This window comes from Mesorhizobium sp. BR1-1-2 (assembly GCF_020165435.1).
Lineage (GTDB): Bacteria > Pseudomonadota > Alphaproteobacteria > Rhizobiales > Rhizobiaceae > Mesorhizobium.
This window is the reverse complement of sequence record NZ_JAIUID010000018.1, coordinates 13,815-40,313: the sequence shown is the minus strand read 5'-3', so window position 1 is coordinate 40,313 and position 26,499 is coordinate 13,815. Positions and strand designations below refer to the sequence as shown.

General features: G+C 63.4%; 33 protein-coding genes. 20 read left to right on the top strand and 13 right to left on the bottom strand.

The features are described from left to right. The first annotated feature begins 55 nt into the window (after window positions 1-55). The 5 genes from LB551_RS26625 to LB551_RS26605 all read left to right on the top strand — a co-directional run bounded on the left by LB551_RS26625 (window position 56) and on the right by LB551_RS26605 (window position 6,259). Window positions 56-1,939 (top strand): potassium/proton antiporter, encoded by a 1,884-nt coding sequence (locus LB551_RS26625; protein ID WP_224661051.1) that lies wholly within the window; start codon window positions 56-58, stop codon window positions 1,937-1,939. Window positions 1,940-2,095: 156 nt separating this feature from the next. Continuing rightward, window positions 2,096-3,292, top strand: coding sequence for a phosphoglycerate kinase (locus tag LB551_RS26620; protein ID WP_140554203.1), 1,197 nt, complete (start codon window positions 2,096-2,098; stop codon window positions 3,290-3,292). A 226-nt stretch (window positions 3,293-3,518) separates the two neighbouring features. After that, window positions 3,519-4,544, top strand: a complete 1,026-nt coding sequence (locus LB551_RS26615; RefSeq protein WP_224661050.1) for a class I fructose-bisphosphate aldolase — start codon at window positions 3,519-3,521, stop codon at window positions 4,542-4,544. A 167-nt stretch (window positions 4,545-4,711) separates the two neighbouring features. Continuing rightward, window positions 4,712-5,443, top strand: coding sequence for a DUF899 domain-containing protein (locus LB551_RS26610; RefSeq protein ID WP_224629135.1), 732 nt, complete (start codon window positions 4,712-4,714; stop codon window positions 5,441-5,443). 99 nt (window positions 5,444-5,542) lie between these two features. Continuing rightward, window positions 5,543-6,259 (top strand): SGNH/GDSL hydrolase family protein, encoded by a 717-nt coding sequence (locus LB551_RS26605; RefSeq protein WP_224629137.1) that lies wholly within the window; start codon window positions 5,543-5,545, stop codon window positions 6,257-6,259. A gap of 76 nt (window positions 6,260-6,335) precedes the next feature. On the opposite strand, the gene LB551_RS26600 is transcribed toward LB551_RS26605, so the two are convergent. Continuing rightward, window positions 6,336-6,515 carry a hypothetical protein gene (locus tag LB551_RS26600; protein WP_181165425.1) on the bottom strand — a complete coding sequence of 60 codons (180 nt, stop codon included), beginning with the start codon at window positions 6,513-6,515 and terminating at the stop codon, window positions 6,336-6,338. A 151-nt stretch (window positions 6,516-6,666) separates the two neighbouring features. Between LB551_RS26600 and LB551_RS26595 the strand changes: the two genes are divergently transcribed. The 4 genes from LB551_RS26595 to LB551_RS26580 all read left to right on the top strand — a co-directional run bounded on the left by LB551_RS26595 (window position 6,667) and on the right by LB551_RS26580 (window position 8,884). Further along, on the top strand, window positions 6,667-6,834 hold the full coding sequence (locus tag LB551_RS26595) for a hypothetical protein (protein ID WP_140550927.1): 168 nt from the start codon (window positions 6,667-6,669) through the stop codon (window positions 6,832-6,834). A gap of 149 nt (window positions 6,835-6,983) precedes the next feature. Continuing rightward, entirely contained in the window at window positions 6,984-7,574 is a 591-nt protein-coding gene (locus LB551_RS26590; RefSeq protein WP_224661049.1) for a DJ-1/PfpI family protein, read from the top strand. Between the two features lie 57 nt (window positions 7,575-7,631). Beyond that, window positions 7,632-8,075, top strand: a complete 444-nt coding sequence (locus tag LB551_RS26585; protein ID WP_224629142.1) for a hypothetical protein — start codon at window positions 7,632-7,634, stop codon at window positions 8,073-8,075. Window positions 8,076-8,164: 89 nt separating this feature from the next. Next, window positions 8,165-8,884 carry a helix-turn-helix transcriptional regulator gene (locus LB551_RS26580; RefSeq protein ID WP_140500532.1) on the top strand — a complete coding sequence of 240 codons (720 nt, stop codon included), beginning with the start codon at window positions 8,165-8,167 and terminating at the stop codon, window positions 8,882-8,884. 63 nt (window positions 8,885-8,947) lie between these two features. On the opposite strand, the gene LB551_RS26575 is transcribed toward LB551_RS26580, so the two are convergent. From LB551_RS26575 to LB551_RS26565, 3 genes are all read right to left on the bottom strand, one after another. Next, window positions 8,948-9,643: a DUF1013 domain-containing protein gene (locus LB551_RS26575; RefSeq protein ID WP_140550924.1), complete on the bottom strand. Its 696-nt coding sequence runs from the start codon at window positions 9,641-9,643 to the stop codon at window positions 8,948-8,950. 326 nt (window positions 9,644-9,969) lie between these two features. Continuing rightward, a complete protein-coding gene (locus LB551_RS26570) occupies window positions 9,970-10,110 on the bottom strand; it encodes a DUF1127 domain-containing protein (protein WP_140500528.1) in 141 nt (46 codons plus the stop codon). 195 nt (window positions 10,111-10,305) lie between these two features. After that, entirely contained in the window at window positions 10,306-11,316 is a 1,011-nt protein-coding gene (locus tag LB551_RS26565) for an NAD(P)H-quinone oxidoreductase (protein WP_224661048.1), read from the bottom strand. A gap of 121 nt (window positions 11,317-11,437) precedes the next feature. On the opposite strand from LB551_RS26565, the gene LB551_RS26560 reads away from it, so the two are divergent. From LB551_RS26560 to LB551_RS26550, 3 genes are all read left to right on the top strand, one after another. Next, window positions 11,438-11,632, top strand: coding sequence for a DUF1192 domain-containing protein (locus tag LB551_RS26560; RefSeq protein WP_140500525.1), 195 nt, complete (start codon window positions 11,438-11,440; stop codon window positions 11,630-11,632). An 84-nt stretch (window positions 11,633-11,716) separates the two neighbouring features. After that, window positions 11,717-12,964 (top strand): MFS transporter, encoded by a 1,248-nt coding sequence (locus LB551_RS26555; protein ID WP_140500523.1) that lies wholly within the window; start codon window positions 11,717-11,719, stop codon window positions 12,962-12,964. A 31-nt stretch (window positions 12,965-12,995) separates the two neighbouring features. Further along, window positions 12,996-13,259 (top strand): ArsR/SmtB family transcription factor, encoded by a 264-nt coding sequence (locus LB551_RS26550; protein WP_224661047.1) that lies wholly within the window; start codon window positions 12,996-12,998, stop codon window positions 13,257-13,259. Window positions 13,260-13,294: 35 nt separating this feature from the next. Here the strand turns inward: LB551_RS26550 and LB551_RS26545 are convergent, their stop codons facing one another. Further along, window positions 13,295-14,158, bottom strand: coding sequence for an alpha/beta fold hydrolase (locus LB551_RS26545; protein ID WP_224661046.1), 864 nt, complete (start codon window positions 14,156-14,158; stop codon window positions 13,295-13,297). A gap of 89 nt (window positions 14,159-14,247) precedes the next feature. Here LB551_RS26545 and LB551_RS26540 point away from each other — a divergent pair, with 89 nt between their 5' ends. The 3 genes from LB551_RS26540 to LB551_RS26530 all read left to right on the top strand — a co-directional run bounded on the left by LB551_RS26540 (window position 14,248) and on the right by LB551_RS26530 (window position 15,698). Then, window positions 14,248-14,769: a winged helix-turn-helix transcriptional regulator gene (locus tag LB551_RS26540; RefSeq protein ID WP_140550919.1), complete on the top strand. Its 522-nt coding sequence runs from the start codon at window positions 14,248-14,250 to the stop codon at window positions 14,767-14,769. Window positions 14,770-14,845: 76 nt separating this feature from the next. Then, complete coding sequence (locus LB551_RS26535; RefSeq protein ID WP_224661045.1) at window positions 14,846-15,079, top strand: hypothetical protein; 234 nt, start codon at window positions 14,846-14,848, stop codon at window positions 15,077-15,079. 187 nt (window positions 15,080-15,266) lie between these two features. After that, window positions 15,267-15,698, top strand: coding sequence for a GlcG/HbpS family heme-binding protein (locus LB551_RS26530; RefSeq protein WP_140562417.1), 432 nt, complete (start codon window positions 15,267-15,269; stop codon window positions 15,696-15,698). Between the two features lie 2 nt (window positions 15,699-15,700). Here LB551_RS26530 and LB551_RS26525 read toward each other — a convergent pair whose 3' ends face one another. From LB551_RS26525 to LB551_RS26490, 8 genes are all read right to left on the bottom strand, one after another. Beyond that, window positions 15,701-16,102 (bottom strand): hypothetical protein, encoded by a 402-nt coding sequence (locus LB551_RS26525; RefSeq protein ID WP_224629153.1) that lies wholly within the window; start codon window positions 16,100-16,102, stop codon window positions 15,701-15,703. Between the two features lie 181 nt (window positions 16,103-16,283). Then, window positions 16,284-17,237 (bottom strand): agmatinase, encoded by a 954-nt coding sequence (locus tag LB551_RS26520; protein WP_224661044.1) that lies wholly within the window; start codon window positions 17,235-17,237, stop codon window positions 16,284-16,286. Between the two features lie 31 nt (window positions 17,238-17,268). Next, on the bottom strand, window positions 17,269-17,943 hold the full coding sequence (locus LB551_RS26515) for an amino acid ABC transporter permease (RefSeq protein WP_224661043.1): 675 nt from the start codon (window positions 17,941-17,943) through the stop codon (window positions 17,269-17,271). Continuing rightward, window positions 17,940-18,599, bottom strand: a complete 660-nt coding sequence (locus LB551_RS26510; protein WP_224661042.1) for an amino acid ABC transporter permease — start codon at window positions 18,597-18,599, stop codon at window positions 17,940-17,942. Before LB551_RS26510 ends, LB551_RS26515 begins: the two co-directional genes overlap by 4 nt. Window positions 18,600-18,702: 103 nt before the next feature. Beyond that, a complete protein-coding gene (locus tag LB551_RS26505) occupies window positions 18,703-19,560 on the bottom strand; it encodes a transporter substrate-binding domain-containing protein (protein WP_224661041.1) in 858 nt (285 codons plus the stop codon). A gap of 2 nt (window positions 19,561-19,562) precedes the next feature. Then, window positions 19,563-20,057, bottom strand: coding sequence for an Lrp/AsnC family transcriptional regulator (locus LB551_RS26500; RefSeq protein ID WP_224661040.1), 495 nt, complete (start codon window positions 20,055-20,057; stop codon window positions 19,563-19,565). A 332-nt stretch (window positions 20,058-20,389) separates the two neighbouring features. Continuing rightward, window positions 20,390-20,572 carry a 50S ribosomal protein L32 gene (rpmF, locus tag LB551_RS26495; protein ID WP_008834724.1) on the bottom strand — a complete coding sequence of 61 codons (183 nt, stop codon included), beginning with the start codon at window positions 20,570-20,572 and terminating at the stop codon, window positions 20,390-20,392. A 142-nt stretch (window positions 20,573-20,714) separates the two neighbouring features. Further along, window positions 20,715-21,476: a biosynthetic peptidoglycan transglycosylase gene (locus LB551_RS26490; RefSeq protein ID WP_224661039.1), complete on the bottom strand. Its 762-nt coding sequence runs from the start codon at window positions 21,474-21,476 to the stop codon at window positions 20,715-20,717. A gap of 78 nt (window positions 21,477-21,554) precedes the next feature. Here LB551_RS26490 and LB551_RS26485 point away from each other — a divergent pair, with 78 nt between their 5' ends. The 5 genes from LB551_RS26485 to LB551_RS26465 all read left to right on the top strand — a co-directional run bounded on the left by LB551_RS26485 (window position 21,555) and on the right by LB551_RS26465 (window position 26,497). Then, a complete protein-coding gene (locus tag LB551_RS26485) occupies window positions 21,555-22,472 on the top strand; it encodes a polyprenyl synthetase family protein (protein ID WP_224661038.1) in 918 nt (305 codons plus the stop codon). A gap of 69 nt (window positions 22,473-22,541) precedes the next feature. Further along, complete coding sequence (locus LB551_RS26480; RefSeq protein ID WP_224661037.1) at window positions 22,542-23,297, top strand: SDR family oxidoreductase; 756 nt, start codon at window positions 22,542-22,544, stop codon at window positions 23,295-23,297. Window positions 23,298-23,503: 206 nt separating this feature from the next. Beyond that, on the top strand, window positions 23,504-23,722 hold the full coding sequence (locus LB551_RS26475; protein ID WP_224629165.1) for a hypothetical protein: 219 nt from the start codon (window positions 23,504-23,506) through the stop codon (window positions 23,720-23,722). 13 nt (window positions 23,723-23,735) lie between these two features. Next, a complete protein-coding gene (locus LB551_RS26470; RefSeq protein ID WP_224661036.1) occupies window positions 23,736-23,978 on the top strand; it encodes a hypothetical protein in 243 nt (80 codons plus the stop codon). Between the two features lie 179 nt (window positions 23,979-24,157). Continuing rightward, the gene (locus LB551_RS26465; protein ID WP_224661035.1) at window positions 24,158-26,497 is read left to right on the top strand and encodes a response regulator; all 2,340 of its coding nucleotides are present in this window, start codon (window positions 24,158-24,160) and stop codon (window positions 26,495-26,497) included. The last annotated feature ends 2 nt before the right edge of the window (window positions 26,498-26,499 follow it).

Here is a 26,499-nt window from a genome sequence, read left to right as displayed (position 1 = left end):
TGCCTTCGCCCCACTCTTCCTTGAATCGAGAGAAGAGGCAGGGGACAAGTCACGGATGGAGCATGCGATCTATCTCGTCACGCTGGTGGGCACCGCGCTTGTCGTCGTCGCCGCGTTTTCGAGCCTGATCGCCTTCCGCTTCGGCGCACCGCTGCTGCTTCTGTTTCTCTGCATCGGGCTCGCCACCGGAACCGATGGCCTCGGCATCGAGTTCGACAACGCCCGCATCGCCTATTTTGCCGGCTCACTGGCGCTGGCGGTGATCCTGTTCGATTCCGGCTTCGGCACGCCTCTCAATGCCTTGCGCCAGGCGGCCGGGCCGGCTCTGTCGCTGGCCACGTTCGGCGTGGTCCTCACCACCGGCCTGTTCGGCGCCGCCGCCTACTATCTGCTCGATCTCACCTGGCTGGAATCCTTCCTGCTCGGTGCCGCCGTCGCCTCCACCGATGCGGCGGCCGTGTTCTTTCTTTTGCGCGCCGGCGAGATCAATCTGCGCGAGCGCGTGCGATCCACGCTGGAGGTGGAGTCCGGCACCAACGATCCGATCGCCATCTTCCTGACCATCACCCTGGTCGAGATCATAGCCGCCCATGCCGACCCAGAGGCCAATGTCCTGGTCACCAACCTCGTCCTCGGCTTCCTCATCAACATGGGCCTGGGCGCCATTGTCGGCGTGCTGGGGGGCCTCGCCATCGTGCGCCTCGTCGACCGGCTCAATCTCGACCATGGCCTGCTGCCGATCTTCGTGCTGACCCTGTCGCTGATGGTCTTCGCGGCCGCCGGCGCCATCGGCGGCTCCGGTTTCCTGGCGGTCTATCTTGCCGGCCTCATCGCCGGCAATTCCGACATCCGCGCCGTCACTATCCTCAAACGCTTCCAGGACGGCATGTCCTGGCTGGCGCAGATCATCATGTTCCTGATCCTCGGCCTGTTCGCGACGCCCTCGCAATTTCCGGCGATCATGGTGCCTGCGGTGCTGCTTGGCCTGTTCCTGATGTTCGTCGCCCGGCCGATCGCGGTCTGGCTTTGCCTGATCCCGTTTCGTCTGCCGCGCCCCGAAGTCGCCTTCGTTTCCTGGGTCGGCCTGCGCGGCGCCGTCTCGATCCTGCTTGCCATCACTCCCTTGCTCGGCGGGCTGGAGAATGGCCGCACCATCTTCAACGCCGCCTTCATCATCGTCCTGGTGTCACTCGTCATCCAGGGCTGGACCGTTGGTCCGCTGGCACGCCGTCTCGGCCTGATCGTGCCGGCGCGGCTCGGACCTCTGGACAAGGTCGAGCTCGAACTGCCGGGCTCGGCCCATCACGAGCTCCTCGCCTACCGCGTCGCCCCGGGCAGCCCGGTGGCGCGCGGCGAGCGCATCCCTCGCTGGGCGCGGCCCTCGCTGGTGTTGCGCGACGGACGCTCGATGCGTTTCCAGGACATGGGCAGGCTTGCCGCCGGCGACCAGGTCTACATCTTCGTGCCGGACCGCTATCCACGCCTGCTCGACAAGCTGTTCGCCAGCCGCGCCGTCGTCGACCCCGAGGATGCCGATTTCTTCGGTGCCTTTGCTGTCGATCCGGCGCGTTCCGCTGCCGAACTGGAAGCCGCTTACGCGCCGGGCCTGAGCGAGGCGGAACAGAACCTGACCGTCGGCGCTCTGGTCACGGCTCGGCTCGGCGGCCATGTCGAATACGCCGACCGCGTGCTGATCGGCCCGATCGAGCTGATCGTGCGTGACGTCGATGACAAGGGCAGGATCACAGGCCTGGGCCTCTCCTTCGAACCGACCGCGCCCGTGGCGCGGGTACCGGTCTTCCTCAGCGCCGGCGAGATCGCCGACCGGATCAAGGCCTTCGTCCAAACCTGGCGCAAGCCGGTGGAAACACCGATCCCCCCGGCACGCGCAGACGAGAAAACAGAGCCGGCGGCGGAAAAGGCAACGACCGAGAGCTGACAACGGCGATCCTTTGCGCCGCAGCCATCCGCCTGCCGTGACGCTACGCGACGTCAACGCCTTCGCCTTGAAAATTTCGCGCCCTCCCCAGCCAAGTCTTGCATCGTCGTCGGTGCGGGGTATGGTCCCGGCGATTTCTCAGCGAAAGGAACCAGCATGGCCAGCTTCAAGACACTGGACGATATCGGCAATATCAATGGCAAGCGCGTGCTGGTGCGCGTCGACCTCAACGTTCCCGTCGCTGACGGCAAGGTCACCGACACGACCCGTATCGAACGCATCGCGCCGACCATCGCTGAATTGTCGGGCAAGGGTGCCAAGGTCATCCTGCTCGCCCATTTCGGCCGACCCAAGGACGGTCCCTCGCCGGAATTCTCGCTGGAGCCGATCGCCAGGGCAACGTCCGAGGTGCTCGGCCGCCCCGTGGGCTTTGCTGGCGACTGCGTCGGCGACACGGCGGGAAGTGCCGTTGCCGCCATGAACAAGGGCGACGTGCTGCTGCTCGAGAACACCCGCTTCTACAAGGCCGAGGAGAAGAACGACCCGGCCTTCACCGAACGGCTCGCCGCCAATGGCGATATCTTCGTCAACGACGCCTTCTCCGCTGCCCACCGGGCGCATTCCTCGACCGAGGGACTGGCGCATCTGTTGCCGGCCTTTGCCGGTCGCACCATGCAGGCCGAATTGGAAGCGCTGGAGAAGGGCCTTGGAAATCCTGTTCGCCCGGTGGTCGCCATTGTCGGCGGCGCCAAGGTCTCGACCAAGATCGACCTGCTGATGAACCTGGTCAAGAAGGTCGACGCGCTGGTCATCGGCGGCGGCATGGCTAACACCTTTCTCGCCGCACGCGGCACCGACGTCGGCAAGTCGCTGTGCGAGCACGACCTCGCCGCTACCGCCAAGCAGATCATGATCGAGGCGGCCGAGGCCGGCTGCGCCATCATCCTGCCCGTCGACGGTGTCGTGGCGAAGGAATTCAAGGCGGGTGCGGCCAGCGAAACCGTGGCCATAGCCGACGTGCCGGCGGATGGCATGATCCTCGATGTCGGCGAAAAGACCGTGAAAGTCGTTGCCGACTGGATCGACCGCGCCGCGACCTTGGTCTGGAACGGCCCGCTCGGCGCGTTCGAGATCGAACCCTTCGACCGCGCGACGATGGCGGCAGCCAGGCATGCGGCGGCGCGCACCAAGTCTGGCAAGCTGGTTTCGGTGGCTGGTGGCGGCGATACCGTCGCGGCGCTCAACCAGGCCGGGGTTGCCGACGATTTTACCTATGTCTCGACTGCCGGCGGCGCCTTCCTCGAATGGATGGAAGGCAAGCCGCTGCCGGGCGTCGACGTGCTCAAGCGTTGAAACGATCAACTCGAGGCGAGCGCGCGACGCTGCCGGGACTTTCGATCGATTCGAGCTTTCCGGCGTCAATCCTTTGGCGGTAGTGTTCTGCTAGAGCAATTCCAGGAAAAGTGTGTACGGCTTTCCGTCCGGAATTGCGTCAAAACAAAGAGTTAGAGCGGTTCGCCGTTTCCGGGAAACGGTGAACCGTTCTAGGCACAGAACAACACCGTCCAGGAGAAGCACGATGAGCGAACGTCTCGAAGACATTGCCGCCGCGATGGTGGCCAACGGCAAGGGCCTGCTGGCCGCCGACGAAAGCTCGGGCACGATCAAGAAGCGGTTCGACGTCATCGGCGTCGAATCGACCGCGGACAGCCGGCGTGACTACCGCGAGATGATGTTCCGCACCAGTGACGCCATGACCAGGTATATTTCCGGCGTCATCCTCTATGACGAGACCATTCGCCAGAAAGCGGCCGACGGCACGCCGTTGGTCGATATCATCAAAGCTTCAGGCGCTATTCCCGGAATCAAGGTCGATGCCGGCGCCAAGCCTCTGGCCGGCTTTCCCGGCGACACGGTCACCGAGGGCCTCGACGGCCTGCGCGAGCGGCTCGCCGACTATTACAAGCTCGGCGCCCGCTTCGCCAAATGGCGTGCCGTGATCGACATCGACAAGGCAAAGGGCGTGCCGTCGGTCACCTCGATCAGCGCGAACACCCACGCGCTCGCCCGCTATGCGGCCCTTTGCCAGGAAGCCGGTATCGTGCCGATCGTGGAGCCGGAAGTGCTGATGGACGGTGCCCACGACATCGACACCTGCTATGAAATCTCGAGGGCGACGCTGACGAAGCTCTATGACGAGCTCTATGCGGCCCGCGTCGTGCTCGAAGGCACGATCCTGAAACCCAATATGGTGCTGGCCGGCAGGAAGTCGGGCAAGGTGAGCAGCCCCCAGGAAGTCGCCGAGAAAACCATAAAACTGTTCCGCGAGGCCGTGCCGGCGGCGGTGCCGGGCATCGCCTTCCTCTCCGGCGGCCAGGAGGACGAGGAAGCGACCGCCAACCTCAACGCCATCAACGCCATTGGCCCGCATCCGTGGAAGCTGACCTTCTCCTATGGGCGCGCCCTGCAGGCTGCCCCGCAGAAAGCCTGGAGCGGCAAGGCATCCAACGTTGCCGCCGGCCAGGCCGCCTTCACCCACCGCGCCCACATGAACCATCTGGCGGCGCTTGGACAATGGAGGCCGAGCCTGGAGCAGGCTGCCTGACCACGGTTTTCCGTCTCTATCGGACCCGGGCCATGCGCCCGGGTTTTGCTGCGCTCCGCCGGACTTGGGATAAAGCGCCTCCATCCCTATTTCTCTCCAGCGCAGCCGGCGCGATGTCGGCTCACGCCCGTCCCGAACGTCCTTGGGATGAAGCCAGGGAGAGGTTCATGCATCGCAACAAGGTCGTTTCACGCGAGGATTGGTTCCGGGCGCACAAAACGCATCTGGCGCGCGAGAAGGAATTGACGCGATTTCGCGAGCGCATCGCGGCGGAACGGCGCGAATTGCCCTGGCTGAAGGTGAGAAAGGACTACGTCTTCGAAACCGAGCAGGGTCCAAGATGCCTGGCCGAACTGTTCGCCGGCCGCAGCCAGCTGATCGTCTATCATTTCGTGTTCGGTCCCGGCTCGACCCATCATTGCGAAGGCTGTGCGTTCGTCGCCGACCACATCGACGGCGCCAACCAGCATCTGAGACATCATGACGTGTCGCTTGTCGTGGTGTCACGCGCGCCGCCCTCCGAGCTGCTGCCCTACCGAGAGCGCATGGGTTGGAAATTCGACTGGGTCTCATCCTATGCCTCGGACTTCAACTTCGACATGCAGGTGTCGTTCACCGACAAGCAGATCGCATCGGGTGAAGCGATCTACAATTTCGAGACGCCCGTTCTGAAATCGAAAGACCTGCCCGGCACCACCGTGTTCTACCGGGACGAGACCGGCGACATCTTCCTGACCTTCATGTCGCGCGCCCGCGGCAGCGAACAACTGATCGGCGCCTATCAATATCTCGACCTTGCGCCGAAAGGGCGCGACGAGACCGGCCCTTACAGAACCTTGATGGACTGGGTGCGGCTGCACGACCAGTATGGAAACAGGTCGCAAGCGGACAGGGCTTAGGACATTCAGCGATCCCATCGAACATTGAACGCTTGAAGGCGTCCGCCACCGGTGCAAGGATCGTTCACCTCCGGCGCAACATGCGTTAAATGCTGCTCGATGCGACGCTTTCCGGCTCTCCTCACCTGGCTCGCCTTCCCTGTCTATGTCTGGCAGGGGCTTGGCGTGCGCCGACGCACCTCGCGCATGCTGCCCGCGCAAGGCCCGGTCATGCATGAGATCGCCGGCGGGCACCCGGCGGTCTGGCTGCTCGTGCTGGGCGATTCCTCCGCCGCCTCGGTCGGCATCGAAAAATCCGAGAATGGCCTGGCCGCGCAGCTGGCCGCCCTGATCTCGCAGCGCACCGGCCGCGCCGTGCGCTGGCGCGCCGCTGGGTTCAATTCGGCGACCTCTGGGCAGATCCGCGACCACGTCCTGCCCAATCTCTCGGCCGATCCGTGGACGCATATCGTGCTCGCCATCGGCACCAACGATACCAAGAATTTCCACTCCGTGCCCCGTTTCAAGAAGGCGTTCGGCGGCCTGCTCTACGCGCTGCGCGCCAAATGGCCCGAGGCCCGCGTCGTGTGGTCTCCTGTGCTGGAGTTCACGCAAGCGCCGGCAATGCCGTCGCTGCTCGGCAGGATCCTGGAAATTCGCGCCGGTGAGATGAACCGGATGGGCAAACGTCTTTGCCTCGAACGCGGTGCGGTGCCGGCGCCGCGCTTGCCGATCACCAATCCCGAAGCCGGCTTCGCCTCGGACGGATTTCATGCTTCGGAAGCCGGTTACCGGGCCTGGGCCGAGCACCTCGTCGGCTGCGTGATCGAAGAGTGATTGCCGCCGGCTGCGTGCCGGCCGACATCTTACGCATTACGGGCGGAAAACCGCCAGACACCTTCCTGGAACTGCGCTACGTCCAATGTCCAAGCACGGCCGTTATCGAAATGGCCGCCATGGCCAGGAGCGCCAGCTTCCAGAAGTCGCTGCGCCGTTTCAGCCCCGGCCAGCCGAGCGGCTTGATCAACTGGATGACCATGATGCCAAGGATGACGAGGGCGAGGAGTTTCGACATGCCGCCTTTGACCAGCATCGGAACCCGCTGTCAAAGCCTCTCGCAAGGGCCGAAACCGGGCCATACCGGCGCTGATCGGCCCTCACTTCGGTAGGCTGACATCCTCCTGACAGACTGCTGTCAGGAGGGGTGTGCGATAGTGGCTCATCGAAGCAAGAGGAGGATAGCCATGAACGGGTTCACCATTCTGCATAATATGAAGCACTATGTCGGCAAGGTGCGCACGATGCGCAATGAGATCCGCACCAGGCGGTTCCTGAATGCATTGCCGGCGGACGTCCGCAAGGATATCGGCTGGCCGGACATGTATGATGGCCTTCATATCCGCGACAATTGAGGCGATTTTTTCAGGCAAGGCTTGGAGGCCGGGATTGCCGCACCCAGATAGCAAGTCCAGGCAAGCAAGTAATGCGATTTCCGGCGAAGGCGAACTGAACGAGTGCAGCTTGTCGCCGGGGGCTGCGCATCTGGGAATGGAGCAAACGCATGCCTGAGCAAAAGACGATCGGCTTTTTGTTCATCCAAGGCTTCGCCGACTGGGAATATGGCCTGCTGGCCGCCTCGGCGGTCGAATGGTTCGGCGCCCGCGCGGTTTCGCTGACGCCGGACGGCGGACCGGTGAGCGGGATCAGCGGTTTCCGGCTGACGCCCGACCGCTCGGCCGGCGCCGATGAAAATGCCGATCTCGATGCAATCGCCGTCATTGGCTCCGACCGATGGGCGGGCGAGGCGCCGCCCGAGGTCGCGGAATTGCTGAGGGCCGTTGCGATGCGGGACGGTGTGGTCGGCGGTATCTGCGCCGGAACGCTGGCGCTGGCCCGAGCCGGCATGTTCGAGAAGGCGAGGCATACCAGCAATGGCCGCGACTGGATCAATCACCACATTGCCGGCTATGCCGGCAATCATAATTATCAGGACGTGCCGCATGCCGTGTCCGACGGCAAGATCGTTTCCGCGCCAGGTTCGGCGCCCGGCACCTTCGCGCTGGCCTTCCTGAAGTCGCTCTATCCTGAACGAAACGGCGAACTTGCCGAGATGCGGACGCTATTCGCCAGCGAGTATGCTGAACGCTCCTGACAGAATGGTGTCAGGAGCGCCATGCCATAGATGCATGAGCGTTCGAGAGGACGAGCGATGAAGAGCTGGACCGACAGATTGAACACGCCGGGGGTCAACGGCATCAAACCGGCCCCGCGCACGGTGGAAGATGGAGCCGAAGACCAGACGATCCTGATGCCGACGGCGCGACAGGTCGACGAATTCATCCCCTCTATTCCCAAAGGCGTCGAGATGGACGTTCGCGCGCTGCGCACGGGGCTTGCCTTTGAACATGGCGCCGAAGTGACATGCCCGGTCGCGATGGGCTATTATCGGCGTACCGTTGCCGAAGCAGCCATTGAGGATCTCGGGCGCGGCATGACGCTGAGCGATGTCGCGCCCTTCTGGCGCGTGCTCGATGCCAATGACGCCGACAACGAGGAAATTGTCCTTCGGCGCGGAATTTGTGGCCGCGCAGCGCAAGTGCGAAGGCCTGAAACCATGATGCATGCCGCCGAGTGTTCTACGGTTTCGGAATAAAGGCATGCGCAAGAACACGATGCATGCAGTCCAAAAGTGGGAACCGGTTTTGGGCGACATGCATAGGAACAACATCGAGGGACCATACGATGCGACGCGCCGACAGGCTCTTCCAGATCGTGCAGCATTTGCGCGGTGGCCGTCTGGTCACCGCGCAGAAGCTTGGCACATGGCTCGAGGTTTCCGAGCGAACCATCTATCGCGACATAGCCGACCTGCAGTCGACCGGAGTGCCGATCGACGGGGAAGCGGGCGTCGGCTACATGATGAGGGAGGGTTTCGACCTTCCACCGCTGATGTTCACGCGTGACGAGATCGTGGCGCTGGTCGCCGGCGCCCGCATGGTGCGTGCCTTTGGCGGTGCGGCCATGGCCCGGGCCGCCGATGAGGCTTTGGTCAAGATCGGCGCGGTGCTGCCCGATGCCGAAAAGGACCGCATCGCCCGCACCGAGATCCACACGCCGATGTGGGTGGTGAGCGACGCCGCGCGCGAGGCGATCGACCTGATCGAGCGCGCCATCGAGAAGCGCCAGGTGCTGACCATCGACTATTCGGACGAAGCTGGCCGCGGCACCGCCCGCGACATCAGGCCCTTGGGCCTTTGGTTCTGGGGCAAGGTCTGGACGCTGGTCGCCTGGTGCGAGATGCGCGACGATTTCCGCGCCTTCCGCATCGATCGCATCGCCTCCGTGGTCATCGCAGGCCGCGTCTTCAAGCCGGAGCGCGGCAAGCAGCTCGCCGATTTTTACCGGGCGGTGGAACGCAGCGAGGATTACGGCATGGCGCCGGACCGCGCGGCGCGAAGCTGACATCTCCCGACCACATGGAAAAGCCCGCTCGAAGCGGGCTTTTCCATCGAATTCACGAGAATTCTACTCCTCGTCGTCGTTATCCTTGTCCTTCGACTTCAGAGCCGAGAGCTTGGCGAACACGGCGTTGGCGTCGAGTTCGGCATCCTCGTCCTTCGGCTTTTCGGGAGCCGGAACCAGGCGCTCGGTCAGCGCCGCCGGCAGCAATGTGTCGCCGACCGGCTGTGCCTGCTCGCGACCACGCGATGCGCGGTTGACTTCCATGTCAAGATCGATCTGCGAGGCGAGACCGAGCGTCACCGGGTCCATCGGCTGCAGGTTGGCGGAGTTCCAGTGTTTGCGCTCGCGGATCTGCTCGATCGTGGACTTGGTGGTGCCGACCAGACGCGAGATCTGCGCGTCCTTCAATTCGGGATGGTTGCGCACCAGCCAGAGAATGGCGTTCGGCCGGTCCTGACGCTTCGACAGCGGGGTATAGCGCGGCCCCTTGCGCTTGGATTCCGGCACCCGCACCTTGGGGTCCGAGAGCTTCAGCCGCTGGTTCGGATCCTTCTCGGCACGCGCGATCTCGTCGCGGGTAAGCTGGCCGGTCATGATCGGATCCATGCCCTTGATGCCTTGCGCCGATTCGCCGTCGGCGATCGCCTTGACCTCGAGCGGATGCAGCCCGCAGAATTGTGCTATCTGCTCGAAGGAAAGCGCGGTGTTGTCGACCAGCCAGACGGCGGTCGCCTTGGGCATCAGCAGGGTGTTGGCCATTTAAAAAATCCTTCTCGTTCGCCCGCGTTCCCGCGCGGGCGGTGGTTTAGAGCCACCAAAATGGGAAATTCGAGGGTTATATAACCGCTCTGCGGCGCTTCCGCAACGTTTTTGGGAATGCGTTTTTGGGAACGCGCGTCGATCTGGCAGCCACACCGGGGGCGGATCGATCAGGACCGGCACGCAAATGGCGCCGCGAATATGTTTGGGATCCAGAAAGACAAAACCCGCCGGACAAGGTCCGGCGGGTTCGGAACCGGCGACGAGCAAGCGTCTGCGGCGGCTCTGCTTTGCGACCCTGCATGGCGGCAGGGCGGTTCTTGAAGTCAGATCGCCTGGCGGGCGATCTTTTCGATGTCGGCGCGATTGATACCGAGATCGCTGAGCTGGCGCGCATTGAGGCGGTTCAGTTCGCGCACGGTCTCGTTGTACATGCGCCAGTTACGGAAAGCGCGGATCGGGTTCATGTCAGTCCTCCAAATGGGGTGTTCGTTTCGATGATGCTCAAATAGTCATCATCGAGCGGCACTTGAATGGCTGATTTTGCATAGCAATGATGCAAATGCTGCATTGCACCATTAAGCTTTTGTTCAGCTTACAGGCAGGGACCGGGATCGCGGGTATGAGCCCGCCTCCGCCGGCCGGCATCGGCAATGTTGGCGTCAGCCGACGTCGAGCACGATCTTGCCGATATGATCGCCTTCCTCCATACGCTCATGCGCCCGCCAGGCATCGGCGAGCGGGAAGATCATGTCCATTACGGGCGCGATCCGGCGCGTGCCGAGCAACGGCCACACCTGCGCTTCGAGCGCGGCTGCCAGCGCCGCCTTGAACTCAACGGTGCGCGGCCTCAGTGTCGAACCGGTATGAACAAGCCGCTTGACCATGATTTTCGAGAAATCGGCGCTCGCCATCGCGCCGCCTTGCAGGGCGATCTGGACGATCCGGCCCTCGACCGCCGCGGCCTCGTAGTTGCGCGCCACATAGTCGCCGCCGACCATGTCGAGGATGACGTCGGCACCCTTGCCGCCCGTCACTTCCTTGACCGCCGCGACGAAGTCCTCCTCGCGGTAGTTGATCGCCCGGTCGGCGCCGAGCTTCAGGCAGGCATCGCATTTCTCCTTGTTGCCGGCCGTGGTGATGACATGGGCGCCGAAGGCAGATGCAAGCTGGATCGCCGTCGTGCCGATACCCGAAGAGCCGCCATGGACCAGTAGCGTTTCGCCTTTCTTCAAGCCGCCGCGCTCGAACACATTGTGCCAGACGGTGAAATAGTTTTCCGGCACGGCCGCCGCTTCCGTGTGGGTGAAACCGGCCGGCAGCGGCAGCACGCTGCCGGCATGAACCTTGACATATTCGGCATAGCCGCCGCCGGGAGTGAGCGCGCAGACGCGCTCGCCAAGACGCCAGCGAGAGATCTCGTCGCCCAGCGCGGCCACTTCGCCCGACGCCTCCAGGCCCGGCAGGTCCGACGCGCCGGGCGGCGGCGGATAGGCGCCCTTGCGCTGCTGCACGTCGGGCCTGTTGACGCCGGCGGCGCGCACCTTGATCAATATCTCGCCGGGACCGGGCACAGGCACATCGCGCGTCTCCGGTTTGAGCACCCTGGGCCCACCCGGCTCCGAGATCGCGATGGCCGTCATCCTTGCCGGAATTTTATATCCGCTCGCCATGAAATCTCCCGTCTTTCCTCGCCGCATTCTTACCGGCTGTTTGCATCGACGCCCCTGTCCTATGTATGCTCATTGGCAAATCAGGCAAATGGCCAATCGGTATGGCGGAGGAGGAGCACGAATGGCGATCTTCGACGACGAACCCAAGAAGAAGGCGCGTCCGCACGAGATCGGCCAGGATCTGTCGCTGCTCTCCGTCGGCGAGTTGTCGGAACGGATCGGCATCCTGCGCGACGAGATCGCCCGGCTGGAGGCTGAACTCAAGTCGAAGGACAGTACCAAATCCGCGGCCGAGGCGCTGTTCCGCCGCGGATAAGGCCGGAAAGATCCGCCGCCGAAAAGCCCGAATGCGACTGTCTTCAGACTCTGCGTCTTTCCTCGATTTCAGCCGGATCAAAAAATGCTCGCAGCCTACAGACCGATCCTTTCGCTGCTTCGCGGCACCGCCTTCCTTTTGGCAGCGTCGGGATTGCACGGCCTGCTGTTGCCCCTGCGCGGCCAGGTGGAAGGCTTCTCCACCGCATCTCTCGGCCTGATGGGCACGGCCTGGGCCGGCGGCTTCGTCACCGGCTGCTTCTTTGCCCCACGCATCGTGCGTCGCGCCGGCCATGTACGCGCCTTCGGCGCCTTCGCCGCGTCCGGCGCCATCGTCGCGCTGCTCACCGGCCTGGTCATCGACGAATATGTCTGGATCCTGCTGCGCGCCTTCACCGGCTTCACCATGGCCGGCGCCTTCATGGTTATCGAAAGCTGGCTGAACGAGAAGGCCACCAACGAGAATCGCGGCACCGTCTTCGGCCTCTACATGATGGTCACCTATGCCTCGATCATGGGCGGGCAGATGATCGTGGCCGGCGGCGACGTGAAATCGGCCTCGCTCTTCATGATCACCGGCATCCTGTTCTGCTTGTCGCTGATCCCCACCGCGGTATCGACCGCGTCGCACCCCAAGCCGCTCCAGGACGTCAAGCTCGACGTCAAAGGGCTCTACGCCAACTCGCCGGTCTCGGCCATCGCTTGCGTCCTCATCGGCATCGCCAACGGCGCATGGGGCACGCTTGGCGCCGTCTACGGCGCCCGCATCGGCATCTCCACCGCCGAGATCGCCTTGATGATGAGCCTGGTGGTGGTGGCGGGCGCCGCCATGCAGCTTCCGGCCGGGCGTTTTTCCGACAAGACCGACCGGCGCTTCGTGCTGGCGGGTGCCGCTTTCGGCGCGGCGCTGTTCGCGCTCTTGATCTTCCTGTTCGAGCCGCGCTCCGGCGTCTTCGTCATCGTCTTCACCGCCGCCTACGGTGCCTTCGCCTATACGCTCTATTCGATCGCCGTGGCGCATGCCAACGATCACGCAAGTGCCGAGGACTTCGTCAAGGTTTCGGGCGGCCTCCTGCTGCTCTACGGCTTCGGCACCATGATCGGCCCCTTGCTGGCGGCCGCCCTGATGGGCTGGATGCGCCCCGAGGGCCTGTTCCTTGCAACCGCGTTCGCGCATCTTTCCCTGGCAGGCTACACGCTGCTGCGCATCAGCCGCCGTGCGCCGGTGCCGATCGAGGACCGCGATGCCTTCAAGACGCAGCCCGCCGACCGTTCGGTGACGCCGGAAGCATTGCGGCTCGACCCAAGAAGAAAAGCAGAAGCAAACGGTTGAGATTCGAAGAACTTTGCCCCACAAATGAGGCATGATGCTTTCCGACGCCTTCATGGCGATCGCCGATCCCAACCGGCGCCATCTCCTGGAAGAACTTCGACGCGGTCCAAAAACCGTCAATCAACTGGCAGCCGGGCTGCCGGTCTCGCGTCCGGCCGTATCGCAGCATCTGAAGGTGTTGCTCGATGCTGGCCTTGTCCACGTCAAGGCCGAAGGCACGCGGCGCGTCTATACGGTGAGCAATGCCGGGTTCCTGAAGCTCAACATCTGGCTCGACCAATTCTGGCAGGATTGATCATTCCTGTTCAAACGCCCGATCAAGCACCACGATCAGCCATCATTATACGGGAAGAGCTTGAAATAGGGCTGCGCCTCCTCGATCACCCTGATGAAGGCCGGCCGCTGCAACAGCCGGTCATGATAGCGCTTCACGGCAGGATATTTGTCGCCGAACGGCTCGACCTTGTTGGCATAGAACAGAGCCGGGGATGCCGCGCAATCGGCCATGGTGAAGGCATCACCCACAGCCCAGGTCCTCGACGCCATCTCCTGTTCGATGATCGCGTAGGAATTGCGCAACTGGTCGCGCGCCTGTTCGACGCCGAACGGATCGGTCCTGCCTTCCGGGCGCAGCCGGTCGATAAAGGCTCTCATGCGGCCCTCGTCGAAGGGATGCGCTGTGCTGGCGATTGCCCTGGTATCTTTGATCATGAAGTCGATGACCTGGCGGCGATCCGACCAGTCGATGTGCGCGCCTTCAGCCGAATGTTCGATATAGGCATCGCTGGTCTGCGGCAGGTTCGAGGTGTCCACTCCCAGGGGCGAGCTGCTGATCACGGTCAGCGACGCGACGCGGGATGGATGCTTGAGTGCCACAAGCTGCGCGATCATGCCGCCCATCGACATGCCGGCGATATGCGCCTTGTCGAGGCCGTGGCTGTCGAGAACGCCGATCGCATCGTCGGCCATGTCGTCGAATGTGTAGGGTGGCTCCCCAGGCGGGTATTTGGTCGATCGGCCGGTATCGCGATTGTCGTAGCGGAGCACGAACAGTCCGGCGCCGGCGAGCTTCCGGCAAAGCGCCTCCGGCCACCACAGCATTGAGGCCATCGCTCCCATGATCAGCAACAGAGCGGGATCGGCGGGGTCGCCAAAGGCTTCGGATATGATATCGGGGCGTCCGGTCTTCGTCATCGCGCAGCCTCCTCATCTGCTTGTATTTTGCAATCGGTTGCACCATAATAAAACCGATACGATAATGCAACCGGTTTTGGAGACATCGAATGAACATCGATCGCCGCTCGGGTTGCCCGATCAATCTCTCGCTGGAAGTGTTCGGCGACCGCTGGAGCCTGATCATCCTTCGCGACATGATTTTTGGCGGCAGGCGCCATTTTCGCGAATTGCTTAACGGATCGATGGAAGGCATTGCCTCCAACATACTGGCCGACCGGCTGAAGCGGCTGATGGATCTGGGCATGCTGACCAAGGCCGACGATCCCTCGCACAAGCAGAAGGCGATCTACAGCCTAACCGAAATGGCGATCACCCTGGTGCCGATCCTGGCCCATCTCGGCGCCTGGGGCCGCGTCTGGCTGCCGGTCAGCGAGGAATTGTCGATCCGCGCCGAGCTTCTGGAGAAGGGCGGACCACCGCTCTGGGAGAAATTCATGGACGAGTTGCGCCATGAGCATCTCGGCACGCCTCTCGATCCAGCGTCCGGCCCTTCTGTACGCGCGACCCTGCAGGCCGCCTATGAGGCCGTTGTCGCCAGCAAGGCTCTCAGCACCGACACCGCCGCTTGACCAACTATTTTCCCCGTTGAGTGGCCGGCTCTGCTACAAGAGGCCGAAAATCACGTCACGAGATTGGAACAGACTCTTGGTTGAGAACTCTAGGGATACTGCCCGCGCGCGCGCCGATCTGCGCTTCAAGAAGCAGGAAGAAGCGGCCACGGTCCGACAGAAGGCGATGGCCGAGTATGTCGCCGAGAGCGATGCTCGCAAGGTCAAGACCGACAAGCTGCGGGCGCTGCGGCTGGCCAAGGAAGCCGAAGACCTTGCCAACGCGCCGGTAGTGCCCGCCAAGAAGCCCGCCCGCGCCAAGAAGAAGTAGCACGCCGCTCCCCGGTCGCTTCGTTGCCGGCCCTGAGCCGTTGGCCGTTGATCGCATTGGGATCGCGGCGTCAGCGCGATCCAAGTGGCGCCTTCACCCGCTTTCCAGCGCGAAGCAATTTCAACCGGAACCTGGATTGTCTCGTCCGGCTGGCTGCCGATGATTATCCGTTCAATAGGAGATCGCCATGACCGCACTGCCGCTCGACAAAGCCCTCGAGATCATCGATGCCGCCTTCACCAAGGGCGCGGAGCTCAAGCTTAGGCCGCTCGGCGTCTCGGTGCTCGACGCCGGCGGCCATCTCGTCGCCTTCCAGCGCCAGGACGGCGCCTCGTTCCTGCGCCCGCAAATGTCCGCCGGCAAGGCCTATGGCGCGCTCGCCATCGGCATGGGCTCGCGCCGCGTCGAGGCCTTCGCCAAGGAGCGTCCGCATCTCATGACAGGCATCTCCGATGTCTCGGGCGGACGCGTGTTGCCGGTCGTGGGCGGCGTGCTGATCCGCGACAAGGCAGGCAGCATCATAGGCGCCGTCGGCATTTCCGGCGACAGCTCGGACAATGACGAAGCCGCGGCCATCGCCGGCATCGAAGCCGCCGGCTTCACCGCCGATCCGGGCTGAGGTTAATTCAGGTTGATATCCCTGCTCGCCGACCGCATGGACACCGAGAAGCCGGCGAGCACATCGAACAGCGCGATGATCATCAGCGTGAAGAAGACCGAGTGCGCGGCGCCCTTGACCAGCAGGAACTCGATCAGGAAGGCGACGAAGACCAGCGTCGATAACAGATGGTCCATGATCGAGGCATTCGTGGTGCGCGCCGATTTCACGATCTCGACGAAGAGGAAGATGAGCCCGATCAGCACAATCAGGTCGCCGAGCGTCATCGAGAACACCCCGCCCGACATCATGCCGACGGAAAAGACCTCGCTCGTCCACGGATCGTCACCGCTGCCGAATATTCCGAGCAGCCCGAGATTGTAGAGAACAAAAGGCACGATCAGCAGCGGGACGGCACCGAACATCTGGCGTCTCCATTTGGGGGCACCTCTTTTGTAGAGTGCGCCAGCGGCACGCCGTCAAGAATTTTCGCAGCGCGCCCCGAACGCGCTAGAAGACCGAATGCAACAACGATGTCAGCCGGTTGTCCGGCCGACATCTCTGAAATCGAGCCGCGGGATGCGTGAACGCGCACCCCGCTCGCGATCAGCGCTTGAAGTAGCCGGCGCGCACGGCCGCGCCGATGACGTTGAGGATGATATGGCCGGCCGTCATCGAGGTGATCTCGTTGACGTCGCGCGCCGGCGCGATCTCGACGATATCCATGCCGACCAGCCTTCCTTTGCCGACCAGCCCCTTGATGAGTTCAATCGTCTGCCGGTAGCTGACGCCCCCCGGCTGTGGCCCCTCGACCGCTGGCATCACCGCCGGGTCGAGGCCGTCGGCATCGATGGTGAGATAATAGCGGCCGCCGTCGGGAATTCGCTTCAGGAGCGCCGCGGTGCCGATGTCCTGCCATTCATTGGTGGTGATGATGTTGGCGCCATAGGCGCGGGCGGCCTCGACCTCCTCGGGGCGCGCGCTGCCTTGGCCGCGGACGCCGACCTGAAAGATATCCTTGATATGCGCCATTTCCGAGGCCCGCCGGATGGTGCTGGAATAGCCCTCCTTGACCCCGTTGACGTTGTCACGCCAGTCGAGATGAGCGTCGAGCTGAACCAGCGTGATCGGACCTTCGCCATCGAGCGCCCGGAAGATCGGGATCGGAATGCCGTGGTCGCCGCCGATTGTGATCGGCAATGCGCCCGCGGCGCGGATCTTGCGGATCGCCGCTTCGGCTCTGCCGTAGTGCCCGACATGATCGGCCGCCGCGCCGGGAACATCGCCGACGTCTACCACCTTGATGTCCTTGCCGTCGAAGACTGGCCCACCAATGTCGAAATCATAGCGGTCGAGCGCCTGGCTGATCCGCTGCGAGGCGCGTCGCACCGCGGTCGGCGCATTGGTCTGGTCGTTGATCAGCTCGTCGATCGTGTAGGGATCGCCATAGGGCATGCCGATGATGGCGACATCGGCCTTCAGCGTGTCGAGATCCTCGACCAGCGGAAAGTTCATGAATGTCTGGAAGACGCCGCGCGGCGCGGTGGTGAGCTTGGACATGGGGACTCCTCTGCGTTGAAAGCTTTTTGGATCAGGCGCCACGGCGGGCTGCGAGATGGGGCTGCAGCCTATGCTCCAGGCTGCGCGAGATCGCTGCCACGAAGGCCGTCAGCCCCCAGTACAGCAATGCGATGGCGGTGAAGATCTCCACCGGCGAGAAGGTGCGGCCAATGATGTTCTGGGCCATGTAGGTGAGTTCCGGCACGGTGATCGCCGACAGGATCGCCGATTCCTTGATCAGCGTGATGGTGAGATTGGTGGCCGCGGGCAGGATGTAGCCGAGCACCTGCGGAACCAGGACCTTGCGGAAGATGGTCAGGTAGCGCAGCCCCAGCGCGTAGCCGGCCTCGACTTGGCCGTACGAAATCGACTGGATCGCGCCCCTGATGATTTCGGCGGAATAGGCGCTGGCATAGGCTGACAGCGCGCCGATCGAAACAACCACCGGGGAGAGCCTGACACCGAACATCGGCAAGGCGTAGAACAAAAGGAATATCTGGATCAGGAACGGAATGTTGCGGAATATTTCGACATAGGCGGAAACGATTGCCGCCGGCACCCGTCCGCCGCGCAGCCGGATCAGCGCCAGCACGGTGCCGAGCGCGAAGCCGAACGGCAGTGCGACAGCGCACATCATCACCGTGTTGCCGAAGCCTTTGGCGAGTATGTGCCAGTTGTCCGCTATGACGGAAAAATCGAAGCTCATGCGCGTGCGCCTCGCGCCTTGAATTCCAGATGCCTGGTCAGCAGGCTGCATGAGAGCAGCACGACGAAATACAGCACCGCCGCGATGCAGAAGGCCTCGACCGGCCGGTAGGTCACGTTCATGGTGTTCTGCGCGGTGCGGGTCAGTTCCACCACCGCGATCACCGACAGGATCGAGGATGCCTTCACCAGCATGGTGAACTCGTTGACCATCGGCGGGATAATGGCGCGGAAGAGCTGCGGCAGGATGACCTTGAACCAGGTCACGGCAGGCTTCAGCCCGAGCGCCTTGGCCGCCTCGTACTGGCCGGCGGGAATGCGCGTCAGCCCGGCGCGCAGGATTTCGGCGACGAAGGCCGCGCTGTTGAAGCTGAGCGCCAGCACGCCGGCCAGGAGCGGCGGCAGGTCGATGCCGACGAGGCCCGGCAGCACGTAGTAGACCATGAAGATCTGCACGATCAGCGGCGTGCCTCGGATGAAGCTGGTGTAGAGCGCGCCGATCCAGCGGACCGCGCGCCAGCGCGACCTGCCACATGCGAGCAGGCCGAAGCCGATCAATGTGCCCACCAGAAACCCCAGCGCCGAGACACCCAGCGTGATGCCGGCGCCGGCCAGGAATTCCGGCAGGAAGGTCAGCGTCTTTGAAAAATGGAACATTTTTCAGCTCGAATGATCCCTGAACGTCCGGCCCATCCGAGACCGGCGCGTCCAATGACTGGAACCGCCGGTCCGGCAGCGCAGGGGCGCCTGGTCGGCGGGCTTAGAGCGCGCCAGGCGGCAGATAGCCCTCGTCGGGCGTCTTCATCTCGAACCCGAACCATTTGAGCTGAAGCTCCTTCAGCTTGCCGCTGTCTTTCAGCTCGCCGATCTTGGCGTTGATGAAGGCGCGCAGATCCTTGTCCTCCGGCCGCACCACCCAGGACAGATAGGAGAATTCGCCGATCGAGCCGACGACCTTGTAGGTATCGGGAACGTTCTTCATCAGAACGGCCGCCGAAGGCGAGGCGATGACGATGGCGTCGACCTGGCCGGAGGCCAGAGCAACATGGGTCTCGGGGAAGGAGGTGAACAGCTTCAGCTCGCCGACACCCTTGCCGCCCTTATCCTTGAGCTCCTTGTCATAGGCCTCGATGATGGGCTGCACGGAGGAGGCGAGTTGCGTGGCCACCACCATGCCGTTGATGTCCTCCGGCTTCTTGATGCGCTCCTCGTCGACGCGCACGACGATGACGTTCTCGAACGAACCGGTCGGCCGCGTGTAGGCGTATTTCGCCGCCCGCTCGGCGTTGATGCCGGTCGAGGTCGCCATCAGGTCGAACTTCTTGGCCAGCAGCCCCGGCAGCAAGCCTTGGAAAGGCAGGTTGAGCTGGTCGAGCTTCACGCCGAGCTGGCTGACCACATAGTCGAGAATGTCCTTGTTATAGCCAACGATCTGGCCGTCGCGGACGAATTCGAACGGCTCGAACGCGGCCTCGGTTCCGACGAGAATGGTGCCGCGCTGCTTGATTTGGTCGACCAGCCCATCGGCATGGGCGGCGGCAGCGAACGGTAGGAGGAGCGGAGCGGCGGCAAGAAGGGCCAGAACGCGGCGGCGCGAAGCGGAAAGAAACTCACCCATTGTTACCCTCTTTTTTCTTCGGTTTTGCTGTGCTGGTAAGCCCGGCCGCTATGCTTGAAGACGCGACCGATCATGTAGCTCTCGGAATCCTTGATCCCGGGAACGTTGGCCAGTTCGCTGACGAGGAAATCGTGCAGGCTGGTCGTGGACGGCAAAGTGAGCTGGATGATGATGTCGAACGGCCCGGTCATGGCGTAGACGCTGTCGACGAACGAGTATTCCGACAGTTTTCGGGCGACGCTGATGATGTGCTCGCGGTCGACGTCGAGCCCGACAATGGCCGCGATGCCGACATCGCTGCGCAAAGGGCGCACGACCGCCTGGATGCAGATATCGGGGTCCTCGAGCACACGGGCCATTTTGCGCCGCACCGTCGCTTCGGTGACGCCGATGCGCTTGGCGATATCCACACTCGACATCCGCCCATCGATCTTGAGTTGGGAAAGCACGGCCTGCTCGGTGTCGTCGAGGTCACTCGTGCTGACGAAATCCCACATCGAATCGCCTATCTGTGTCGATTTCCAACTATAAATCTAGAAATTACATAAGAAACCGTCGATGACAATCCCTCAGATTGCGAAAGACGCCGACCGACGCTGCCTCTGGCGATTGCCGGGCATCGGGCTCAGGGTTCGATCGTTGGGAAGTCGTGTCGACTGATGTCGGCCGCAATCGGCCACGCCTCGAGGATGGGCGCTGAGGCGTCGTCCGGGGCCGATCGGAGATCAAGGCCCGGACGCGCAGCTATGCGGTCGGTCGTCGGGCCTTACAGACGCAAAAAGACCGGCCAGCGGCCGGTCTTTTTAGCTCAACATCAGGAAAGCTGGTCTCAGCTTTCCTTGGGCGTCAGCACCTGGCGGCCGCGATACATGCCGGTCTTCAGGTCGATATGGTGCGGGCGGCGCATTTCGCCGGAATTCTTGTCCTCGACATAGGTCGGGGCCTTGAGGGCGTCTGCCGAGCGGCGCATGCCGCGCTTGGACGGAGAGGTTTTTCGTTTCGGAACGGCCATGGATATGCTCCATTACATGGTCAAAAGCCCCGCCCGCCCTCGTGAAAGGGCCGTGTCAGGGGCCGGAATCTGAGAAAGTCGGGTGCCTATACACGCCCGGTGCCGTTTTGGCCAGCGCTGCCCGCGAATTTTTTTATGTCCGCTACTGGAGGCAGCCGACATAAGCGCCGGATCGGCCGGCGCGCCGCTCGATCAGGTTGGCCAGCCTCCTCAGCCCCGGCCCAGGCTTGGCCGGGTTGCGGACGATCGGATTTGGCAAGCTGACGGCAAGCAGCGCGGCCTGCCGGCGCGACAGCTGTTTTGCCGAAACACCGAAATGGTGCCGCGCCGCCGCCTCGATGCCGTAAATGCCCGGCCCCCACTCGGCGATGTTGAGGTAGATTTCCATGATGCGCCGCTTCGACATCACCGCGTCGAAGTACACGGCCAGCGGCAACTCGACGACTTTACGAACCGTGCCCAGCGGACGGGACCACAAAAACAGGTTCTTCACCGTCTGCATGGTGATGGTCGAAGCGCCGCGCGTCCCCTCGCCGGCCAGCGCGTCGTCGACGACACCCCGCAATTCGCCGAGGTCGACGCCGCGATGGAAACAGAACTGTCCGTCCTCCGACATGATCACCGAATTGGCCAGCACCGGTGCCACGTCGTCGATCGAAACCCAGCGGCGGTCATAGCCGGAGAAGGTGGCAAGGTCCTTCAGCATCAGCGTCGACACCGGATGCACGAAAGACGGCAGATAGAGGAACGTCAGCACCGTGGGGATAAGCGCCAGCACGGCAGCCACGACGATACCGCGCCGGACCCAGCGTTTGAGAGCACGACGGTTCACGCCACGGGATCTCGTCGCCATGTCCAGCTTTTCGGTTTCATGATCGACGATCGGTTCCGCCAAGTCGCCCAACCCGTGTCTCTCCTTCCCCCGGCATAATGGCGCTTGTCTTCTTGCGCAACGTCTGAGTGTCGGCTACCGGTCCGGGCCATGACGAATGACAATGAAATGGCGTTCGAAACGGCGCTCGTTGCACGGGCCGCCGCCGTCGAGACGTTGCTGCGGCGATTGCTCGACGACCGCGCGCTCACGGGCGAGATCGCGCGGCCCAAGCGCCTTATGGCGGCGATGCGGCACGGCGTGCTCAACGGCGGCAAGCGCCTGCGCCCCTTTCTGGTGATGGAAAGTGCGGCGCTGTTTTCCGCCGACGGCGAAACGGCACTGCGCGTGGCGGCCGCACTGGAATGCGTACATTGCTATTCGCTGATCCATGACGACCTGCCGGCGATGGACGACGACGATCTGCGCCGCGGCCAGCCTACCGTGCATAGGGCCTTTGACGAGGCGACCGCCATCCTGGCCGGCGACGCCCTGCTGACGCTTGCCTTCGACATCGTCGCCGACGAGACAACGGCGCTGCCGGCGGAGCGGCGGGCCGCCCTTGTGCTGGCGCTCGCCCGCGCCGCCGGGACCGGCGGCATGGTCGGCGGCCAGACGCTGGACCTCGAGGCCGAGCGCATCGCGCCGGACGAGGCGGGGATCATCCGGCTGCAGGCGATGAAGACCGGCGCGCTGATCCGCTTTGCCTGCGAGGCGGGCGCGGTCGTCGCCGGCGTGCCTGCCGGGGATCGCGAAAGACTGGCCGAGTTCGGCTCGGCGATCGGGCTTGCCTTCCAGCTTGCCGACGATCTTCTCGATTTGACCGCCGATGCCGCACAGATGGGCAAGGCGACGGGCAAGGACGCCGCCGCCGGCAAGGCAACGCTGGTGGCGCTGCACGGCGAGGCATGGGCACGCGCCCAGTTGCATGGCCTTGTCCATCAGGCGCATGCGCTGCTCGAACCCTATGGCGAGCAGGCCGGCCTGCTGAAGGCAGCCGCGACCTTCGTGGCGACGCGCAACAATTGAGATCGGGGCAGACCCCGAGGCTTGGCGTGAAGGTTTCTGTTTAACAGGGCAATGGGAGGATCAGGTTCGATGTCGACCAAATTGTTCGATCTCAGCGGGCGCACCGCGCTCGTAACCGGCTCCTCGCAAGGCATAGGCTTCGCCTTGGCCAAGGGTTTGGCCGAAGCCGGCGCCAGAGTGATCCTCAATGGCCGTGACGAGGCAAGGCTCGCCACGGCGGTCAGGCAGATTCCCGAAGCGGAAAAGCTGGCCTTCGATGCTACCGATCATGAAGCGGTCCGCTCGGCGATCGACGGTTTCGAACTGGGCGGCGGAGCGATCGACATTTTGGTGAACAATGCCGGCATGCAGTTCCGCGCGCCGCTCGAGGAGTTTCCTGCCGATGCATTCGAGCGCCTGCTGCAGACCAATGTCGCCAGCGTCTTCCATGTCGGCCAGGCGGTGGCGCGCCACATGATCGGCCGCGGCCGCGGCAAGATCATCAACATCGCCAGCGTGCAGACCGCGCTCGCCCGTCCGGGCATCGCGCCCTACACGGCAACGAAAGGCGCGGTCGGCAACCTGACCAAGGGCATGGCTACGGATTGGGCCAAACACGGCCTGCAATGCAATGCCGTCGCACCCGGCTATTTCGACACGCCGCTCAACGCGGCCCTTGTCGCCGACCCGGCATTCAGCGCCTGGCTGGAAAAGCGCACGCCGGCCGGCCGCTGGGGAAAGGTCGAGGAACTGGTCGGCGCCTGCGTCTTCCTGGCCAGCGACGCCTCCTCTTTCGTAAACGGCCATATTCTCTATGTGGACGGCGGCATCACAGCGTCGATCTGATCCGCCGCGCCGAACAGGCCGGCGCGCCAAATGCTGCCCGATCGATAATCGGTTGATGCGGAGCTGACGTCACGCGTGGCAGCATTCCGCTGTTCGGAGATACACGGCTGCGGTGGCCTCACTCCCGCCAGAGCGTTGGGGGATTCGCGTTTCGGGAACCATTGCGCCCGTCGCGACGTTCGGGACCAGAAGCAGGAGGCAACCCCATGAACGACAACAAGCATCGCAAACAGCCAAGGCCAAGCGATCGCGACTTGCGCAGCGATCCCGGCATCGGCGCATCCAAAGGCACCATCAAGGGTGGCGATATCCTTGACGACGACGAGGAGCTCGACGGCGAAAATACTTTTCGGGGCGATGTCGAGAACGACACCACCCCACAAGGCGGTGTGAACCCCGACCAGACCGGCCGGACGAACAAATAGAGGGAGATATCCCATGACCGGCAAGAAGACCCACGAACAGCAGATGCAACTCATCGAGGAGCGGGTGAACACCAAGAATGCGGACAAGAATTTCAATGCCGAGGACGAACTGAAGCGGTCGAAGCAGGAGAGAACGGCTCGCCAGCAGGGCCAGGCGCTCAGGGGCGGCGACGTCGATCTGGTCGATGCCGACGACCGCGAAATGCTTCGCGGCTCGAACCAGGAATCCCGGCACCACAAACGGTCCGCTGATTGAAGGAATATCCGAAGGTTGACCGTTCCTTGAAGTGCCGCGGCCCTTCATCTCGGCGCAGCCGGCAGGATACATGGGAGGCTCTGCGGGAATCCCAAATTCTCGGTCGCCAGAACGAAATCTTAATGTAAATCAAGCGTAATCCCGACCGTTAAAATAATGCGTATGTGTTGGGGTTGCGCATGCCGGAATATTCTTCCTTCATACGGTCCATCCGGACCCGTTATCTCTCAGGATTGCTGATCTTCGCGTTGGCTTCGCTCGCGATCATGGTTGCACTTGATCGCGTCAATTCCTTCCGCCACCAGATCGATGCCCTGAGCAGCAACCTTGTCATATTCACCCGCGACCTGCGCAACGCGACCAGCTTCGCCGAAACGACGAGAACCGCCTGGCGCGCGGAGACGCGCGATGCGCTGGCCGCATCGGCGCGCGGCCATTCGGAACGCCTCTCCCGCGAGATTGGGACGCTTGCGGCCCAGATCGCCGCATTGCGTCCACGCCTGTCGACAAAGACCATCAACGAGCTCGAATCCGCTTCGGTCAATGGCGACCTGTTCTGGTCGCCGCGCGACATGGTTCGAAACTTCAACCTCATGTCGGTGGCGCAGAAGGTCGACGAGTGGAGCTATCGCGAAATCCGCAACCAGAACGACCTGTTTGCCCAGCCGATGCTGGTCCGCGTCCGCACCGCCATGGACGACGAGCGCCATTTGGCCGACGCCTCCAGTGACCGGCTGCTGCTGTGGGCGAGCGGATTGCTGTTCGCGGTGCTCTCCATCGCCGCTTTCTGGATCTTCCGGCCGATGGAGCAAGCCATCCGCCGCGCCTTCGCCGAATCCGCCGAGTCGCTGTTCAAGGCCGAGGCCGCCGACCGCGCCAAATCGGAATTCCTGGCCAATATGAGCCACGAAATCCGCACGCCGATGAACGGCGTGCTCGGCATGGCCGAGTTGCTGGCCAAGACCGAGCTAACCGCGCGCCAGAAGACCTTCACCGACGTCATCGTCAAATCCGGCAACGCGCTGCTCACCATCATCAACGACATCCTCGATTTCTCCAAGATCAATGCCGGCCAGCTCACGCTCGACCCGGCGCCGTTCCGCCTTGCCGAGGCGGTCGAGGATGTGGCCACGCTCGTCTCCGCCCACGTCGCCGAAAAGAACCTCGAACTGATCGTGCGCGTCGACCCGCGCCTGCCGGCCTACGTCGTCGGCGACGCCGGGCGGTTCCGCCAGATCGTCACCAACCTGCTCGGCAACGCGGTGAAGTTCACCGAGAAGGGCCATGTGCTGATCGACGTCGGCGGCGAAACCGTCAATGATGTCGTCCAGCTCAAGCTGCGCGTCGAGGACACCGGCATCGGCATCCCGGCCGAGAAGTTGCAGAACGTGTTCGAAAAATTCGCCCAGGTCGACGGCTCCTCGACCCGCCGTCACGAGGGCACCGGCCTCGGTCTCGCCATCGCCGCCCGCCTCGTCGACCTGATGGCCGGCAAGATCGGCGTCGAGAGCGAGATCGGCCGCGGCTCCGTATTCTGGTTCGCGGTGCCCCTGCCCGTGCATCGTGCCGAGGCTCGCGACGAGATCGTGCCGGTCGACGTCACCGGCGCGCGCGTTCTGGTCATCGATGACAATCCGGTCAACCGCGAGATCCTGCTCGAACAGCTCAGGAGCTGGAGCTTCGACTGCGCCGCCGCCGAAAGCGGTGCGGTCGGCCTGGCTTTCCTCGACCGCGCCTGCCAGCTGGGAGCCGCCGTCGATTGCATTATCCTCGACTACCAGATGCCCGGTATGAACGGCGCCGATGTCGCGAAAGCCATTGCCGCCGACAGCCGGCTGTCGGCCATACCGGTCGTGCTCTTGACCTCGGTCGATCAGGTCGATTTCGGCAAGATGATCATCGATTTCGGCATTGCCGCGCACCTGACCAAGCCGGCACGCTCCGCGGTTTTGCTCGGCACCGTCATCTCGGTCGTCCAGAAAGCCCGTTCGCAGCTCGGCAGGGCGCAGTTCGTTCGCGAACCGGTACCGACGCTGCCGCAGGCGGCGCCGCCCGCCTTTACCGTCATCCGCGGCCCGGCAATGCCGGCCGTCCCCGTGCCGGAGCCGACGGTCGCGCCGAACGGTCCGATCGACATCCTCATCGCCGAGGACAATGAGGTGAACCAGCTGGTGTTCGGCCAAATCCTCAACGGGTTGGGCTTGAGCTATCGCATAGCCGGCAACGGCCGCACGGCGGTCGAGATGTACCGCTCGCTGCGCCCGAGGCTGATCCTGATGGACGTCTCCATGCCGGAAATGAACGGCTACGAGGCGACCCGCGCCATCCGGGCGACGGAGGCTTCGGATGGCAGCCACATCCCGATCATCGGCGTCACCGCGCATGCGCTGAAGGGCGACCGCGACAAGTGCATCGAAGCCGGCATGGACGATTATCTGCCGAAGCCGGTTTCACCCGACCGCCTCGGCGCCAAGATCGGCACCTGGCTCAGCGAAACGGTGGTGGCGAAGACGGCGTAAAT